11 protein-coding genes are annotated in these 16,962 nt (G+C 64.6%); 3 read left to right on the top strand and 8 right to left on the bottom strand.

Going from position 1 to position 16,962, the window contains the following annotated elements:
* Positions 1 to 15 precede the first annotated feature (15 nt).
* From CFB34_RS38295 to CFB34_RS38285, 3 genes are read left to right on the top strand one after another with little or no spacing between them, the layout of a single operon-like run.
* On the top strand, positions 16 to 1,722 hold the full coding sequence (locus CFB34_RS38295; RefSeq protein WP_089443973.1) for a DUF1302 family protein: 1,707 nt from the start codon (positions 16 to 18) through the stop codon (positions 1,720 to 1,722).
* Positions 1,723 to 1,780: 58 nt separating this feature from the next.
* Positions 1,781 to 4,129, top strand: coding sequence for an MMPL family transporter (locus tag CFB34_RS38290; protein WP_089443972.1), 2,349 nt, complete (start codon positions 1,781 to 1,783; stop codon positions 4,127 to 4,129).
* A 13-nt stretch (positions 4,130 to 4,142) separates the two neighbouring features.
* On the top strand, positions 4,143 to 5,117 hold the full coding sequence (locus CFB34_RS38285; protein ID WP_089443971.1) for a YCF48-related protein: 975 nt from the start codon (positions 4,143 to 4,145) through the stop codon (positions 5,115 to 5,117).
* Between the two features lie 341 nt (positions 5,118 to 5,458).
* Here CFB34_RS38285 and CFB34_RS38280 read toward each other — a convergent pair whose 3' ends face one another.
* The 8 genes from CFB34_RS38280 to CFB34_RS38245 all read right to left on the bottom strand — a co-directional run bounded on the left by CFB34_RS38280 (position 5,459) and on the right by CFB34_RS38245 (position 16,566).
* Positions 5,459 to 6,148, bottom strand: coding sequence for a response regulator transcription factor (locus CFB34_RS38280; protein ID WP_089443970.1), 690 nt, complete (start codon positions 6,146 to 6,148; stop codon positions 5,459 to 5,461).
* Between the two features lie 558 nt (positions 6,149 to 6,706).
* Positions 6,707 to 8,335: a choline dehydrogenase gene (locus CFB34_RS38275; protein WP_089443969.1), complete on the bottom strand. Its 1,629-nt coding sequence runs from the start codon at positions 8,333 to 8,335 to the stop codon at positions 6,707 to 6,709.
* Between the two features lie 222 nt (positions 8,336 to 8,557).
* The gene (locus CFB34_RS38270) at positions 8,558 to 9,625 is read right to left on the bottom strand and encodes an alpha/beta hydrolase (protein ID WP_242808787.1); all 1,068 of its coding nucleotides are present in this window, start codon (positions 9,623 to 9,625) and stop codon (positions 8,558 to 8,560) included.
* The gene (locus tag CFB34_RS38265; protein ID WP_089443967.1) at positions 9,541 to 11,031 is read right to left on the bottom strand and encodes an NAD(P)/FAD-dependent oxidoreductase; all 1,491 of its coding nucleotides are present in this window, start codon (positions 11,029 to 11,031) and stop codon (positions 9,541 to 9,543) included. Before CFB34_RS38265 ends, CFB34_RS38270 begins: the two co-directional genes overlap by 85 nt.
* Before the next feature lie 333 nt (positions 11,032 to 11,364).
* Positions 11,365 to 12,348 carry an alpha/beta hydrolase gene (locus CFB34_RS38260; protein ID WP_089443966.1) on the bottom strand — a complete coding sequence of 328 codons (984 nt, stop codon included), beginning with the start codon at positions 12,346 to 12,348 and terminating at the stop codon, positions 11,365 to 11,367.
* Positions 12,349 to 12,360: 12 nt separating this feature from the next.
* The gene (locus tag CFB34_RS38255; protein WP_089443965.1) at positions 12,361 to 13,824 is read right to left on the bottom strand and encodes an NAD(P)/FAD-dependent oxidoreductase; all 1,464 of its coding nucleotides are present in this window, start codon (positions 13,822 to 13,824) and stop codon (positions 12,361 to 12,363) included.
* A gap of 52 nt (positions 13,825 to 13,876) precedes the next feature.
* The gene (locus tag CFB34_RS38250) at positions 13,877 to 15,043 is read right to left on the bottom strand and encodes an iron-containing alcohol dehydrogenase (RefSeq protein ID WP_089443964.1); all 1,167 of its coding nucleotides are present in this window, start codon (positions 15,041 to 15,043) and stop codon (positions 13,877 to 13,879) included.
* Positions 15,044 to 15,072: 29 nt separating this feature from the next.
* A complete protein-coding gene (locus tag CFB34_RS38245; RefSeq protein ID WP_089444039.1) occupies positions 15,073 to 16,566 on the bottom strand; it encodes an NAD-dependent succinate-semialdehyde dehydrogenase in 1,494 nt (497 codons plus the stop codon).
* Positions 16,567 to 16,962 lie beyond the last annotated feature (396 nt).

Raw genomic sequence — 16,962 nt, 5'->3', positions numbered from 1 at the left:
AGGGGCCGAGACAAAATGGCTACCACCTCCTCCTTACAGCCCCGCTCCAGCGTGGTGCGCGTGCGCGCGGCAATCGCGGCGCTCGTCGCCGTCGGGTGCGGCAGCGCGCACGCCTTCACGTTCACGATCGGCAACGTCGAAGGCAGTTTCGATTCGACGATATCGGCGGGCGTCGGCATTCGCACCGCGTCGCCGAGCAGCAATCTCGTGTCGCCGACCTACAACGTGGCCACCGGCACGCAGACGGGTGGCGGCCGGCTCGGTCAATTGAGCGGCCTCTCCGATCAGGGCGACATCAACTACGGCAAGGGCGATCCGTTCACGAGCTACCTCAAGGGCAACCACGAACTGGTCCTGAAGATGCCGTCGCAAGGGCTCACGTTCATGGCACGGGGCACCTGGCAGTACGACTACTCCGGCACCCGCACGACAGGCGCAACCAGCGGACAGGACCTGTTCTACAACCCGTCGCCCAACCTGAGCGGCGGGCTGCCGTCCGATGCCGAGAAGAACATCCGCTTCAAGCCGCGCCTGCTCGACCTGTGGGTCAGCAAGCAGTTCAACGTCGGCGACCAGATTGCCCGCGTCCGCGTGGGTAACCAGGTCGTCAGCTGGGGCGAAAGCATCTGGGAAGTCGGTGGGGTCAACGCGACGAATGCGATCGACGTGAATCGCGCGTCCCAGCCCGGCGCGCAGGTCAAGGAGATCATCCTGCCCGCACCGATCGTGAGCGTCGCATCCGGCGTGGGTCACGGCGTGAACGTCGAAGGGTACTACCAGAGCAACTGGAACCAGAATTACCTGCCGCCGGTTGGCAGCTATTGGTCGAACCAGATCGTCGGGCCCGGCAACAACGCGTACGGCGTCGCGACCGTCCATCCGAAGAACGGCGGGCAGTATGGTTTTTCCATTCGCTACCAGCCGGCGGGAACGGACCTGAATCTCGGCTTCTACACGATCGCGTACCACGACAAGTTCCCGCAAGTCTCGCTGAGTTCGACGGGCGGGACGGTCTTCCGGTTTCCGGAGGACCGTCACATGATCGGTGTCAGCGCCAACTTCCCGGTGGGCGACTGGGCGATCGGCACCGAGCTCTCGTACCGGCCGCGAGACGCCGTTCCGCTGAATCCGGCCAGCGGATGCGTCGCGCAAGGGGGGAACTGCTGGGTCGACGAGAAGCGATTCCAGTGGCACCTGACGACCCTCTACTCGCTGCAGCCGGGCAATTCCGCGGCGTTCCTGAAGCTGCTCGGCGCCCAGACCGCCACGCTGACGACCGAGACGGTGATCATTGCTTATCCGGGGCTTCACAAGAGCTACGGCGGATCGCCGATTTCACCGGGCGCGCTGCTGTGGGGGAACGAATTCAACGATTTGTTCGCGACCGGCGCACTCAACACGCCGGGGAGCGCCCAGGGAACGAAATACTCCGGCGGGATCGACGTCGATTTCAACTGGGTTTACGACGGCACCGTCATTCCCGGGTGGCAGGTCAATCCGGGGATCTTCGTCCGGTACGGCCTCTTCGGCAATACGCCGAACGTGAATGCCCAGTTCATGCGCGGCGTGACGGCCATGAACCTGTATGTGAACTTCGTACAGAACCCGGCGAACTGGCAGGTCGGCTTGAACTACACCCGTTTCATGGGCCCGACCAATCCGCTGGCCAACCCGCTACGTGACAGGGACTTCGTGGCAATCGTCGCATCTCGAAATTTCTGAGGTCAATATGAATCAACCGCCTGTTTCCGACGCAGCCCGACCCGGCAAGCTGCCAAGAATGCTTCATTCGCTGGAAAATACGCTGTTCGGTCACAGGCGTCTCGTGCTGGGGCTCCTGGTGCTGTTCACGGTCGTCATGGCCTGCTTCGCCGTCAAGCTGCGCATGGATGCCGGGTTCGAGAAGCAGCTGCCGCTGGGCCACGAATACACGCAGACGTTCAACGCGTATCGCGGCGACCTGCTCGGCGCCAACCGTTTGATCGTCGTCGTCAAAGCCCGCAAGGGCAGCATCTGGACGCCGGCTGCGTTGAAGCGCCTGTATGAAGTCACCCAGGCGGTCACCTTCCTGCCGAACGTGTCGCGCAGCAATGTTCAATCGCTCTGGACACCGAATTCATTCGTCAACGAGATCACCGAGGACGGATTCCGGGCCGACCCGCTCATTCCCGGCACCGTGACGCCCGATCAGCTCGACGGCAACACGGTCGGCGCCATTTCGCGCTCGACCGCCCAGGGCGGCTTCGTCGGCAGCCTCGTGTCGCGCGACCAGAGCAGCGCCATGGTCACCGCCGATCTCAACGAGCTGGATGCAAAAGGCGAGCGGGTCGACTACGTGGCGTTCGACAAGGCGCTCGAATCGCAATTGCGCGCCAAGTTCGAGGATGCGAACTATGAAATCCAGATCATCGGTTTCGCGAAGCAGATCGGCGACATTGCAAACGGCGCGTCGTCCGTCCTGAAGTTCTGCGCGATCGCCCTGCTCCTGACCGCGTTGGCCGTCTACTGGTACTGCCGCTCCATTCGCCTGACGATCCTGCCGCTGACCTGCTCGCTCGTCTCGCTCGTCTGGCAGTTCGGCACGCTGCATCTGCTCGGCTACGGGCTCGACCCGCTGGGCGTGCTGGTTCCGTTCCTGGTGTTCGCGATCGGCGTTTCACACGGCGTCCAGCAGATCAATTTCATCGTGCGCGAAATCTCCCACGGGAAGTCGGTGGAGCAGGCCGCTCGCTCCAGCTTCAGCGGGCTGCTGATCCCCGGCACGCTCGCGCTGGTGACCGCGTTCGTGTCCTTCGTCACGCTGATCCTGATTCCGATCCCGATGGTGCGCGAGCTCGCGATCACCGCTTCGCTCGGCGTGGCGTACAAGATCGTCACGAACCTGGTGATGCTGCCGCTGGCGGCGTCGCTGCTCAAGGTCGACGGCAACTATGCGAAGAATGCGGAGCTGCATGCCGTTCGTCGGGGCCGCGTGCTCCGCGTGCTCGCCAAAGTCGCCATTCCGCGCAATGCGGCGATCGTCCTGCTGGTCGCCGTCGTGGTGTTCGCCGTGGCGGCGTGGGAAAGCCGGGACCGCGTGGTCGGTACGCTGCAGGCCGGCGCGCCCGAGCTGCGTGCCGACGCCCGGTTCAACCAGGATTCGGTTTCGATTGCATCGAGCTACGACGTCGGCCTGGACTGGATTTCGATCGTCTTCGAAGCGCCGCCCCAGTCCTGCAACAACGTGGAGGTCGGCGCCTACCAGGATCGCTTCGTCTGGTCGATGCGTGCCGTCCCGGGCGTGTTGTCGGTCGTGTCGTTCTCGTCGTTGCTGCGGCAATACAACGAGGGATACAACGAAGGCAATCCGAAGATGTCCGCGATCCCCATCGATCCGGACAACTATTCATCGCTGGCCGGCGAGGTGGCCCGCACGCCCGGCGTCATGCGCAAGGATTGCAGCATGACCGCGGTGAACATCTATCTGGCGGACCACAAGGCGACTACGATCACCCAGGTGATCAACGCCGCGAAGCATTTCCGCGACACCAACAAGCTGCCGGGCGTGAAGATCCGGCTCGCGTCCGGCAACGCCGGCGTGCTGGCCGCGGTCAACGACGAAATCGAGCGCAGCGAATTACCGATGATGCTTTACGTCTATACGACCATCGTCCTGCTCGTCCTCGTCACGTACCGCGACCTGCGCGCGGTCCTCGCCTGCTGCCTGCCGCTGACGATCGGCACGTTCATCGGGTATTGGTTCATGAAGGAGCTTCAGATCGGCCTGACCGTCGCCACGTTGCCCGTGATGGTGCTCGCGGTAGGTATCGGCGTCGACTATGCGTTCTATATCTACAACCGGCTGCAGCTGCATCTCGCCAACGGTGTCGGCATCGTCAAGGCGCTCGAACAATCGATCCTCGAGATCGGGACGGCCACCATCTTCACGGCGATCACGCTCGCGATCGGCGTCGCCACCTGGTCGTTCTCCGAGCTCAAGTTCCAGGCGGACATGGGCAAGCTCCTGGCGTTCATGTTCATCGTCAACATGGTCATGGCGATGACGGTTCTGCCCGCCTTCGCCGTCTGGCTCGAGCGCATCTTCCCGCGGCGCAAGCCCGCCCGTGCCCCCGGCCTGCTCGCCCATTGAAGAAGAGGATTCCATGACCCTGTATCGCAAGGTTCTCTCCCTGTCGGCCGGCGCCGTCGTCTGTGGCGCGCTGCTGGGCGGCATGCCAGGCGCGGCATCCGCATCGGAACTCCGGCCCGTGCCGGCCGTCCAGTCCGGCATCGCGACCCAGTCCCCCGTGCTGGATGCAGCCTGGGCCGGCCAGCGGGTCGTGAGTGTGGGCGCGAACGGCATCGTCCTGCTTTCCGACAACCGCGGTGCGACGTACCGTCAGGCCAAGTCCGTGCCCGTGAGCTCGACGCTGACGTCCGTCAGTTTCATCGACGCCAGGACAGGGTGGGCAGTCGGCCACTGGGGCGCGATCCTGAAGACCACCGACGGCGGCGAGACGTGGGAGGTCCAACGTCTCGTGACGAGCGAGGATCGCCCGCTGTTCGGCGTGCACTTCATCGATGCGAACCACGGCGTGGCCGTCGGGCTCTGGTCGCTCATCCTCGTCACCGACGACGGCGGCAAGACCTGGACCAAAAGAGAAGCCGTGCTCCCGAACGGCAAGAAGTCGGACCTGAATCTGTTCGGCCTGTTTTCGAACGGCAATGGCGAGATCTTTGCCACGGCCGAGAAGGGGCAACTCCTGATTTCCCGCGACAAGGGCAACACGTGGGAAAGCGTGGAGACCGGTTACAAGGGGTCGTTCTGGTGCGGCGTGGCACTGCCCAACGGCGTGCTGCTGGTCGGCGGGCTGCGCGGCACGCTGATGCGAAGCGAGGACAACGGCCATACCTGGTCGCGCGCGACGCTCGACACCCGGAATTCCATTACCGCGCTTGCGTCCCGAGGCGCCACGGTATTGGCGGTCGGGGTCGACGGGCTGCAGGCCCAAAGTACCGATGATGGCAAGACGTTCCAGCGCCTGCGCACCCAGACCGGGACGACGTACACCGCGGCGCTCCCGTCGGCGGGCGACAAGTGGCTGATCTTTTCTCGCGACGGGGTCGTCGCGCAGTAACGGCCGGAGGTCTGATGCGCGCGGCGGGCCGCGATCGTGAATCGCGGCCCGCTGTGTCGAAGCCTGGCTGGCCTCGGATGGAGGGTGCGCCAACCGGCAATCAGGCTCTCCCACCCCGGGAGTACGGATCACTCGAAGAAGCAGCGGCTGACCGACGAACCGCCGTATCACGCAGGAAGCCCGGCGGTCAGGCGGTTACGGTCAACGATGCGCGCGGCCACCACACCAGCTCGGAACCGACGATCTGCCCGCGCTGCCCCCAACTCTGCTGCGTGAACGCCAGCGTCGCATGCACACTCGACGAACAGCGGTTCCCGTCCGCGAGCGATACCCACTTCCCGTCAGCAGGATTTTCGAAGGCGATAGCCGATGCCGTGCACGCTTTCCACGATGCCCGACGCACCGGCGGCCACCAGCTTCCTCCGTAACCGGCTCATGTGGCTGTCGACGGTGCGCGTGGATGCGCTGACGTCCGCCATGCACGCATCGAGCAGTTCGACGCGCGTAAATGCACGATTCGGCAGCCTGGCCATGTGAGCCAGCAGGCGGAATTCGACGAGTGTCACGGAAACCGGCGTTTCGCCGGAGGACGTTCTCACGCACGCCATATAGCGCTCCGTATCGACTTCGAGCGTACCCAAACGCAGGCGACGTTCGGGCGCGAGCGCACCGGAGCGGCGAAGAATCGCGAGCAATCGCGCGACCACCACGTCCATGCTGAACGGCCTGGCGAGGTAGTCGTCGGCGCCGGCGTGCAGTGCGCGCAGCTGCTCCCCGTCCCGGTCACCCGCCGACATGACGACGATGGGCGTATCGCTTTGCCGTCGAAGCCTGGCGAGCAGGTCCAGGGTATCCGCACGCAGTTCACGGACGTCGAGAATGACCAGATCCGGCTTCAGGTTCAGTTGCGCGGCCAGCACCGCCTGGGCGGGGTGGGTCTGGAATGTTCGAAAGCCATGGCGAGTCAGGGAGGTATCGAGCGTCGACGACATTTCCGGTGCGTCATCCGCGATGAGTATGAGCGAGTGCATGTTTGAATATCCGGGTCGTTGCCTTGCGTGCACGCGGACACCTACCGGACAGCGTTCAGGCGCCGCATAGGGGGCCCCGTTCACGGGCATCGCTCGTCGAATGGAAGACGGCGTTCGGCATGACACACGCCGAAGCCATGGGGATAGTGGTGAGTGGAGAACATTTGCCCCCCGGACCGGGCCGGACGCCGCGCAAGGTCGATCGGCCGGCGGGTTCGCTGGTTGCCGCAGCGCATCGCCGCGAAGCAGGCACGGTCTTTCTCCGGTTGCTGACGCACACAGGTCGCCACCCGGCATCCGCGCGTCGGGCGGCGACCGCTCTTTCCTCGAGCTCGCGTTGCCCTTCGAAGAGCAAAGGATGCGTTCATGATCGGCGGCTGGCGGCGTCAGCAGACCTCACCACTCGAGCGTGCGATGCCCCCGCAGCGTCCAGCCTTGCCGCGACCGGCCGGCGAGCCGTTGCGTTCGGGTCGTGGACGTCGCTGCACACATCATGCTCGCGACGTTCACGTGCGGTTGAAGCCTTCGTGCCGACGAACGTCGGCACGAGAGGGCCACTCACACCGCCGTTTCCGGCACCGCGGACGGGAATCGGGAGATCCTCCGGATCAGGTCCGAGGCTTTCTCGCCGATCATGATCGTCGGCGCGTTCGTGTTGGCGCCCACCAGCGTCGGCATGATCGATGCATCCACCACGCGCAAGCCTTCCGTGCCCCGGACGCGCAACTGGGAATCGACGACGGCGAGCGCGTCGTTCCCCATGCGACAGGTTCCGACCGGGTGGTACACGGTGTCGGTCCGCTCGCGCAGCAACGCACGAATGTCGTCGTCCGATCGCGACCGGGACGCGAACAGGTCCTCCGTCACGAACCGGGCCATCGCCGGCGCCGCCATCAACCGCCGGGTCAGCTTGTACCCCTCCACCAGGACCTCGAGATCGTCGTCGTGTTCGAGGAATGCCGGGTCGATCAACGGCGCATCGAGCGGATCGGCGCTTCGCAGCTTGACCGACCCGCGGCTTTTCGGCCGCAGCAGGCACACGTGACAGGAAAGACCGTGTCCGAGGTGCACCTTCCTGCCGTGATCGCTGACGGGCCCGACGACGAAGTGCATCTGAACGTCCGGCCGATCGAGATCGGGACGCGTCTTCAGGAACGCGCCGCCTTCGGCGAAGTTGGTGGTCAGGGCACCAGTTCGCGAGTTCCGGTATTGCCGGATGTCGCCGAGCGTCTTGATCGCGCCGCGCACCGATACGCCGAGCGCATCCAGGCTGTTCGTCTTGTAGCTGACGACGAAGTCCGGGTGATCCTGCAGGTTCTCTCCCACGCCCGGGAGATCGGCGGCGACCGGGATCCCGAGACGCTCGAGTTCGTCCTTCGGCCCGACGCCGGACAACATCAGCAACTGCGGCGATTGAAGCGCGCCGGCGGAAAGGATCACCTCTTTCTTCGCCCAGACCGTCTCGACATTCCCCCCACGCGTGACCTCGACGCCCACGGCCCGCTTGCCGTCGAACACGATGCGCCGGACCTGCGCGCCCGTCTCCACCGTCAGGTTGCCGCGCGTCTTCAGGTGCGGAAAAAGATAGGCGCGTGCCGCGCTCCAGCGCTCGCCATTCTTCTGGGTCACCTGGTAAATGCCGACGCCCTCCTGCTCCGCACCGTTGAAATCGTCCGTGACGGGCAGGCCGCACTCTCGTGCGGCGTCCAGCCAACGTGCCTGGAATGGATTGTCCGTCCTCAGGTCGCTGACCCACAGCGGGCCGCCGCGCCCGTGCCATTCATTGCCGAGCCGCTCGTTGTGCTCGCTCCGCTTGAAATACGGGAAGACGTCGTTCCAGCCCCAGCCTTCGTTGCCGAGCGCGGCCCAGTCGTCGTAGTCGGCATGATGGCCGCGCGTGTACACCATCGCATTGATCGCGGACGATCCGCCCAACGCCTTGCCACGCGGCTGGTAGCCGCGGCGCCCCTGCAGCCCCTTCTGGGGCACCGTCTCGAACGCCCAGTTGTTCAGCTTGGACGGGATCATCAGCACCAGCGCGGCCGGCACGGTGACGGGCCATCCATCGCCCGTGCCGCCGGCTTCGAAGAGGCACAGCGTCACGTCGGGATCTTCGGTCAAACGCGAAGCCAGCACGCTGCCGGCCGAGCCGCCGCCTACAACAAGGTAATCGAATGAGTTCTTCACGGGTCTGTGTCCTCGATAGATGCCTGCACGCGTCACAAGCAACTACCTGATGCATCGATTCCGCCATTCGCGTCGCGGCCTCAGCGAGCCGCCGCGCGATCGGCGTCATGCCGTCATGCATCAGCACTGCGCGGCCGCATCGGCAACGTTGGAGGTCATCCATCGAACCGCGTGCGGCCACGAAATGGCGAAAAGCGAAATCAGGTCGCTTCCGCCGACGTATCAATGGTGTTGGGCCGCGCCGAGTAACGTTCGAAAGCTCGCGATGCCCTTCTCGATCCACGCCTGGGCGCCCGGGGAAATCGCCCCCATGTCGAAGAACCCGTGAATCATGCCGTCGCACCGGATCGTGTCGACCTTGACGCCGCTCGCGTGGAGCAAGCGGCCATAGGCCTCGCCCTCGTCGCGCAGCGGATCGAATTCGGCGGTCAGGATGACCGCAGGCGGCAACCCGGCCAGGTCCTTCGCACGGATCGGCGCCAGACGCGGATCCTCCCGGTTGGTCCCGTCGGGCACGTAATGTCGCTCGAACCAGGCGATCGTCTCGAGGTCGAGAAAGTAGCCTTCGCCGTTGTCCTTGAACGAAGGAAAGCCGGCGCGATCCTGCGCGACCGCGGGGTAAATCAGGAACTGCGCGGACAGCGCAATGCCGTCGGCGTGCAGTTGCTGCGTCACGACCGCGGCCAGATTGCCGCCGGCGCTGTCGCCGGCCACCGCCACGACGTCGCTGCCGCCCAGCTCGCCCGCGTTCGCGATCACCCATCGGGTCGCGGCAATCGCATCGTCCGCCGCGGCCGGATACGGATGCTCGGGCGCCAGCCGGTAATCCACCGAGACGACGACCGCGTTCGCGCCACGCGCCAGCTCCCGGCACATGTTGTCGTGGGTATCCAGATCGCCGATCACGAACCCGCCGCCATGGAGATAGACGACCGTCGGCAGATGGCGCTCCTGGGTCGGACGATACAGCCGCGCCCGCAGCGATCCGGTCGCGCCGGGAACGGTCAGGTCTTCCACGCCGTGGATGTCGACCACGGCCTCCGGTGCGCGAACGGCGCGCGCCAGATGCTGCATCAATCCGCGCGCCTCTTCCGGGCTGGACTGCGACAGCGGTTTCGCGCCGGACCCGGCAAGGGATTCGAGAAAACCAGCGAGGTGCAAATCGAGTGCCATAACTTCACCTTTATTCGAACGTTGCGCGGGGATCAGCGATACACGAGGACTTCGGCATCCGGGCTCAATTCCGGAATGGTCTGGCGCTCCTCCTCGTACTCGAAGTGGTGCTGCCACGGCATGCGATCACCGCGCAGGTGCATCTGGTGTTGCGAGCGCATCACGTATCCGGCGTTGAAGTTGTTCGGGTCGGTCCACGGCAGCCGCTGCATGTCGGCGTCTTCGGCGCGCAGGCAAGGCTCCACCGTCTTCGCACCTACCTTTTCCATATGCGCCAGGACGCGGCAGGTGAATTCGCACACGAGATCGGCGCGCAACGTCCAGCTCGACCGGTAATAGCCGTAGACGAACGCCATGTTCGGGATACCCTCGATCATCATTCCCCGATACGAGACGCGCTTGGTCATGTCGACCGGTTCGCCGTCGAGGTGGAACGCGATCTGGCCGAACGCGCTCATGTCGAAGCCCGTCGCCGTCACGACGATGTCCGCCTGCAGGTGCTCGCCCGACGCCAGCACGATGCCGCTTTCGTCGAACGATTCGATGGTGTCCGTCACGACGGACGCCTTGCCCTCCCGGATGGCCGTGAAGAGGTCGCCCTCGGGCACCGCCGCCACGCGCTGCTGCCACGGGCGATAGCTGGGATTGAAGTGCTTGTCGACGTCGAACCCTTCCGGCAACTGTTGCCGGGTCTCGTTGATCAGCCAGTCGCGAACGGCGTCCGGGTTCGCGGCGGACAGGTTGATCAGGTCGAACGTCTGCTTCAGGTGCGCACGCCGCAGAATCTCGGAACGCCACTCTTCGGGCAGGTTCAGTTCGCGAAGCGTCGCGTCCAGCTGGTGGGTCCACGGAACCGCCGTGAAGAACGTCGGCGACCGTTGCAGCATCGTCACATGCGCCGCGGTGCCGGCCATCGCGGGAATCAACGTCGCGGCGGTCGCGCCCGAGCCGATCACGACCACCCGCTTGCCGGCATAGTCGAGGTCTTTCGGCCAGTGCTGCGGATGCACGACCGTTCCCTTGTAGCGGTCGAACCCGTTCCACTTCGGCGTAAAGCCCCTGCGATGGTCGTAGTACCCCGCCCCCAGCCACAGGAAGTCCGTGGTGATCGAGAAGTGTTCGCCCGTATCCTTGCGCGACACCTCGACCGTCCAGCGCTTCTGCTCGCTTGACCAGCTCACCGTTTGAACGCGGTGCCCGTAGTGGATCTTCGAACCGAGGTCGTATTCCTTGATGACATCGCCCAGATAGCTGTGGATCTCCTCCGCCGTGGCGATCGAGCGGCCCTGCCACGGGCGGAATCCGAATGCGTACGTGTACAGGTCGCTGTCGGAACGCGCACCGGGGTAGCGATGGGTCCACCACGTACCGCCGAAGCCATCCATCGCTTCCAGGATGGCGAACGAGCGGTTCGGCAAGTTCATGCGAAGATGACAGGCGGCATCGAGCCCCGAGATTCCCGCCCCAATGATTAGTACCTCTACGTGCTCAGGCAAACCCGAATCTGTTTGATTCCTAGTCATGAGATCCCTCCGATGACCCGTTATTGAAAATATCCGTAACGCCACACGACCAGATCAACTGACTTGGTCATATGACTAAGAAAGAAAAAGACGCGCGCACGTGCATGCCGGCGACAACGTTTCAAACCAGTACGCGCCCCCTGCACCCGGCCGGGCATGCACGCGGGTCATTGAGGTGTGCATCCCGGTTTGACCGGTCACCCCGAACATGATCAATTGACCAAGTTCCACGGTTCCCAGTCTATGCAGTCGAGGGACAATTTGAATCAGGAGTTTCCATTACCCGATCGGTCGCGAGGGCTGAATGCGCCGGCCTGCGCGACGATCGATGCGTCAAGCCTTGAAGCCGTCCGGTTCGGCAAGCCGCCGGACAAAGGAAACGGCGCGATCCAGCAGGTATCTCGCTGCCGGGATCGTGCGGGCCGCGGTGATGATGCCGTGATGATGCCCGGGTAGATGGAGATGCTCGACCGTGCTCCCCGCGCGGGCCGCGCACGATGCGTAGGCAATGCCTTCGTCACACAGCGGATCCAGCCCCACCGTGGCAATGAACATCGGCGGCTGCCGCCGGCCTTCCGCATGCAGCAGCGGGGACAGGCGCGGAAGATCGAACGGCGTGCCGGCCGGCACGTAGTGTTCCCGGAACCAGCGCATCGACTCGGCGACCAGCGGAAATCCGCCTTGAACGCGCTGGTAGGACGGCAGCGACGCCGTCAGGTCCGTCACCGGATAGAACAGGATCTGCCCGATGATCGCGGGTCCCGCCGCCGGTGCCGCATTGGCGATGAGGGTCGCCATGTTGCCGCCGGCGCTGTCGCCCGCCAGGATCACCCTGGACGCATCGATGGCGAGCGCGGAAGCGTTGGCCGCCAGGTAGTCCAATGCCCGCTCGCAGTCTTCGAGCGGGACCGGCCAGCGGTGCTCCGGCGCTCGCCGGTACTCCACGGAAGCGACTACACCCCCGCCATGCCGCGCGAGATGACGGCAGATGCCGTCATGCGTGTCCACGCTGCCGATCACCCACCCGCCGCCGTGAATGAAGACGACCAGCGGTTTGCCCTCGACGCGCTCCCCGCCGGGCGGACGATAGAGCCGTAGCCGAATGCTGCCGTCCGCGACGGGAACGTCGATATCGTCGTGGGCAACCGCTGCGTCGGCGGCGAGGCCGTTCAATTCGCAGGCCCGCACGAAGTTCACGCGCGACTGGTCGACGGAAAAGCTGCCGTAGTGTCGCCCACCCCCTTCGCGGAACGCCCGAACGGCGTCCCGTGCATCGTCAGCCACCTCGGTCAGCGGCAACCAGTGCATCGATGTCATGGGCATCCCCGCTCAGATCGCAGCGAACACGCTTTGATCCCATTGCGTCACGGCGCGGTATTCGTCCACCGTGCCCGGCCAGTTGTTGATCACCTTGCCTTGCGCGTTCTTGTACCAGCTCGAGCAGCCCGCCGAAAACGCCGAGCCGACCATCGCCGATTGCAGCTTGCTGTTGTACTCGTCGAACACGGCCCGATCGATGTCGACCGCCTGCACGCCGGCCGAAGCCATGCCGCCGATCGCGTCGATGATGTAGTTCTGCTGGATCTCGAGCATCGACACGATGGAGTTGTGGTTCAGGTTCGTATTCGGCCCATACAGCATGAACATGTTCGGAAAGCCCGGCACGGTCATGCCGAGATACGCTTGCGGGCCGTCCTCCCACGCCTGGGCCAACGTGCGGTCCGTGCCGCGCACCTGCAGGCTGCCCTGGAACGCCTGACTCTCGAATCCGGTGCCGAACACGACCACGTCGAACGGAAGCAGGCGGCCGTCCCGGGTCACGATGCCCTCGTCGACGAACGATTCCACCCCCGCCGTCTCCAGCGCGACGTTGTCGCGCATGAGCGCCGGATAGTAGTCGTCCGATCGCAGAATCCGTTTGCACGCGTATTCATAGTCCGGCGTCAGCTTCTCGCGCAGTATCGGGTCGGGCACCTGGCGATGAAGGTGCGCCAGCGCGAGACTCTTGCCTTCCTGTTGCGCGCTGGACCCCATCCGCGTGCGCTCGAACCCGGACTCGCGGAACGCGTGCAGCGATTTCCGGCTTTCTTCGAACAGATGGGGCTCGCGCTCGTAGGCATCGAGCTGCTCCGCCGAGAAGACGATCTGGTTGCGCGGCATGATCCAGTTCGCGCTTCGCTGGAATACCGTCAGGTGATCGACCTTCGGCGCGATGAGCGGCACATACTGCACGGCGCTGGCCGCGTTGCCGATGCTTGCCACCCGCTTGCCGGTCAAGTCCACGTCGTGCCGCCACTCGGCGGAGTGGAAATACTCGCCGTTGAAATCCGCCAGGCCGCGAACCGCGGGGATCATCGGACGGTTCAGTTGCCCCCAGGCCGGCACGAAGAATCGTGAGGTCATCCGCGAGCCGTCACTCAGTGCGAACCGCCAGAGGCTGGCGCCGGCATCCCATTCGGCACTGCGAATCTCGAGGTTGAATCGCAGGTGTTCCGCCAGGTCGAACCGCGTGGCAAGCGATTTCAGATAGTGCAGCAGCTCGTTGCGGCCGGCATACATCGCGCTCACGCGTAAATGCGGATGGAAGCTGTAGCAGTACAGGTGCGATTCGGTATCGCATGCCGCGCCGGGATACGAATTGTCCAGCCACACGCCACCGAGATCGGGACGCTTCTCCAGCACGACGAAGTCGTCGATGCCCGCGATTTTCATGCGGGCGGCCATGCCGAGGCCTCCGAAGCCTGCACCCAGGATAACGATCTCGTGGTGCTCAATCCTTTCTACATTGTTCACGGTGCATTCTCTCTATTAACGTTACGGCGACTGCGGATTGGCCGGCGTCGGTTCAGTAGGCCTGTTCGTACAGGCGCAATGCGTCCGACTCCGTGACGACGACCGGATTGTTCAACAGCAAGCGCTGCTGCTTCATCGCATCGGCCGCGAGGGTCGGCAGGCTCGATTGCGTGACCCCCACGTCGCGCAGACGCCGCGGCGCGCCGGATCGGTCCATCAGGTCTTCCAGGAAGGCAATGAACGCCGCCGTGCGCGCCGTGGCGTCGCCCGTTCCACCCGCGCCGACGACGTCCGCCAGTTCCGCGTAGTGCGACGCCGCCGCTTCGGCGTTGAAACGCAGCACGGGCGCCAGCATCAACGCGTTGGACAAGCCGTGCGGGATATGGAAATGGCCGCCCAACGGATACGCCAGCGCATGGACCGCGGCCACCGGGGCATTGGCGAACGCTTGACCCGCCAGCGTGGCGCCCAGCAGCATGGCCTCCCGGGCGCGCCGGTCCTCGCCGTTTTCGCAAGCCGGGATCAGGTGGCTCACCAGCAATCGCAGCGCCTCGCGCGCGAGCGCGTCGGAAATGGCATTCTTCTTGTGCTTGCTGGTATAGGCCTCGATGGCGTGAACCATCGCGTCGATGCCCGTCGCAGCGGTGTGGCTGCGCGGCAGACCGACCGTCAGCTCGGCATCCAGGATCACCTTGTCGGCATACAGCTGACGTGCAACGATGCCCATCTTGGTTGTTTCGTTAACCGAAACGATGGAGATGTTGGTGACTTCCGACCCGGTACCCGCCGTCGTCGGGATCTGCACCAGCGGCAGGCGCGCACCCTGAACGTTGCCGATTCCGTACATTTCCGCGATCGATTGCCGCGACACGGTGAGCACGGCGGCCAGTTTTGCGATGTCCATCGACGAGCCGCCGCCCAGCCCGATGACGACGTCGGCCTCGGCGCCGCGTGCAAACTCGACGCAGCGCAACACCACGTTTTCCGGCGGGTCGGCCACGACCTCGTCGAACACCGCCACGCGGAATCCCGCGGCCGCCAGCGACGCTTTCGCCGGTTCCAGTACACCGGCCTCGTGCAGCCCGGCATCGGTCACGATCAGGACATGGCGGCGCTCCGTCCATGCCGCCATCACCTGACCCAGGCGGCGCGCACAACCCCATTCCTGGAGAATGGACGGAACAGTTTCGAAGAGCATCGATTGCGGGAGCATTTCCATTGACGTTTCCTTGATGCGGACGGTGGTCGTTAGACCTGGGTGCACAGGTACTTGATTTCCAGGTATTCCTCGATGCCGTAACGGGACCCCTCACGGCCCAGGCCCGACTGCTTGACCCCGCCGAACGGCGCGACCTCGTTGGAAATCACGCCGGTATTCAGGCCGACCATGCCGTACTCGAGTGCCTCGCCCACACGCCAGATGCGGCCGTGGTCGCGTGTATAGAGATAGGCGGCGAGCCCGTACTCGGTGTCGTTGGCCATCGCGATCGCTTCCGCTTCATCCTCGAAACGGAACACCGGGCCGACGGGCCCGAAGAGTTCCTCGCGCGCGAGACGCATGGCCGGCGTCGCATCGGCAATGACGGTCGGCTCGAAAAACGTGCCGCCAAGCGGATGGCCTTTTCCGCCCGTGACGATGCGCGCGCCCTTGCTGAGCGCATCGTCGATCAGCCGATTCAGGTGGTCGCAGGCGGACTGCTGGATCAGCGGCCCCTGCTGTACCCCCGGTTCGATACCGTTTCCGACCTTGAGCGCCTGGACTCGCCGGGTGAGCGCGTCGACGAAGCGGTCATGAATGCCGGCCTGGACGAGAAAGCGATTCGCGCATACACAGGTCTGGCCGCTGTTCCGGTACTTCGACGCCATCGCCCCTTCGACCGCCGCGTCGAGATCCGCGTCGTCGAACACGATGAAAGGTGCGTTGCCGCCGAGTTCGAGTGAGAGTCGCTTGATCGTCGCGGACGACTGGCTCATGAGCACGCGGCCGACTTCGGTCGAGCCGGTGAAGGAAAGCTTGCGCACGATTGGGCTGGCCGTGAGCACCGCGCCGATCTCGCGTGACGGGCCGCACACCACTTGAAGGACACCGGCCGGGATGCCCGCGCGCTCGGCCAGGACGGCGAGCGCTAGCGCCGTGAGCGGCGTCAGGTCGGCGGGGCGCACGATGATGGAACAGCCTGCGGCCAGTGCCGGCGCGACCTTGCGCGTGATCATCGCGGCAGGAAAATTCCACGGCGTGATCGCGGCACACACGCCGATCGGCTGACGGATGACGACGATGCGCTTGTCGCCTTGCGGGTGAGGGATGACGTCGCCGTAGACACGCTTCGCTTCTTCGGCGAACCACTCGACGAAAGAAGCCGCATACATGATTTCGCCGCGCGCCTCCGCCAACGGCTTGCCCTGCTCCGACGTCATGATCAGTGCGAGATCGTCGGCATTCGCCACGATCAGGTCGTACCAGGCGCGCAGTAGCTTCGCGCGCTCGTGGGTGGTCCGCTTCTGCCAGCTTTGCTGTGCCAGCGCCGATGAGGCAATGGCTTGCTCGACCTCCGCGGCGCCGAGGCTGGCCACGCGGGCCAGGGTGTCACCCGTGGCCGGATTCGTGACGGGAAACGAACGGCCATCGGTGCCCTCCGCCCATCCCGACGCCAGCCAGGCACGCGTCTCCAGCAAGGAGCCGTCTCGCAGTTGGGCGCGCAGCGCCGAAGGGTCAATCGCTTGGTTCGTCCTGCTGTGCATTTCGTTCACGAGCACCGCCTCCAGAAATTCTTGTTTTTCAACCCTGGCGCTTTCAGCCGATGGGCGAAAGCTGCCCAGGCGTCGATACGCGGACGCCTGCTTCATCTCCCGGGATTTCGCCAAACTTCCGGTGGCCGATGCGCGTCAATCTCCGCGCCGCCCGGACGCCTTCGCAAAATGTTGCCTACGCCTGGACCATCCGCGATCGAGCAGCGGCTGCCAATTGGGGATGAAACAAACATATGGGTCACTTGACATGGTCATTTGACCATAAACCATTTTTCGCAGCAACTCAGTAGTTGCACGGGCTATCGGTGACTCGTTGGGAGATGACTATGCGAGGCCGGGGAGTCGCTCGGTGACTGCAATGGCAAGGAGAATCCGGCAGATGCCCTC

The sequence above is a fragment of the Burkholderia sp. HI4860 genome (assembly GCF_002223045.2).
Lineage (GTDB): Bacteria > Pseudomonadota > Gammaproteobacteria > Burkholderiales > Burkholderiaceae > Burkholderia.
This window is presented reverse-complemented; position numbering and strand designations above follow the sequence as displayed.

Coding starts and splice junctions, on each gene's coding strand:
- CFB34_RS38285 (WP_089443971.1), top strand. CDS start 4,143: ATGACCCTGTATCGCAAGGTTCTCTCCCTGTCGGCCGGCGCCGTCGTC.
- CFB34_RS38290 (WP_089443972.1), top strand. CDS start 1,781: ATGCTTCATTCGCTGGAAAATACGCTGTTCGGTCACAGGCGTCTCGTG.
- CFB34_RS38250 (WP_089443964.1), bottom strand. CDS start 15,043: ATGGAAATGCTCCCGCAATCGATGCTCTTCGAAACTGTTCCGTCCATT.
- CFB34_RS38280 (WP_089443970.1), bottom strand. CDS start 6,148: ATGCACTCGCTCATACTCATCGCGGATGACGCACCGGAAATGTCGTCG.
- CFB34_RS38295 (WP_089443973.1), top strand. CDS start 16: ATGGCTACCACCTCCTCCTTACAGCCCCGCTCCAGCGTGGTGCGCGTG.
- CFB34_RS38260 (WP_089443966.1), bottom strand. CDS start 12,348: ATGACATCGATGCACTGGTTGCCGCTGACCGAGGTGGCTGACGATGCA.
- CFB34_RS38265 (WP_089443967.1), bottom strand. CDS start 11,031: ATGACTAGGAATCAAACAGATTCGGGTTTGCCTGAGCACGTAGAGGTA.
- CFB34_RS38245 (WP_089444039.1), bottom strand. CDS start 16,566: ATGCACAGCAGGACGAACCAAGCGATTGACCCTTCGGCGCTGCGCGCC.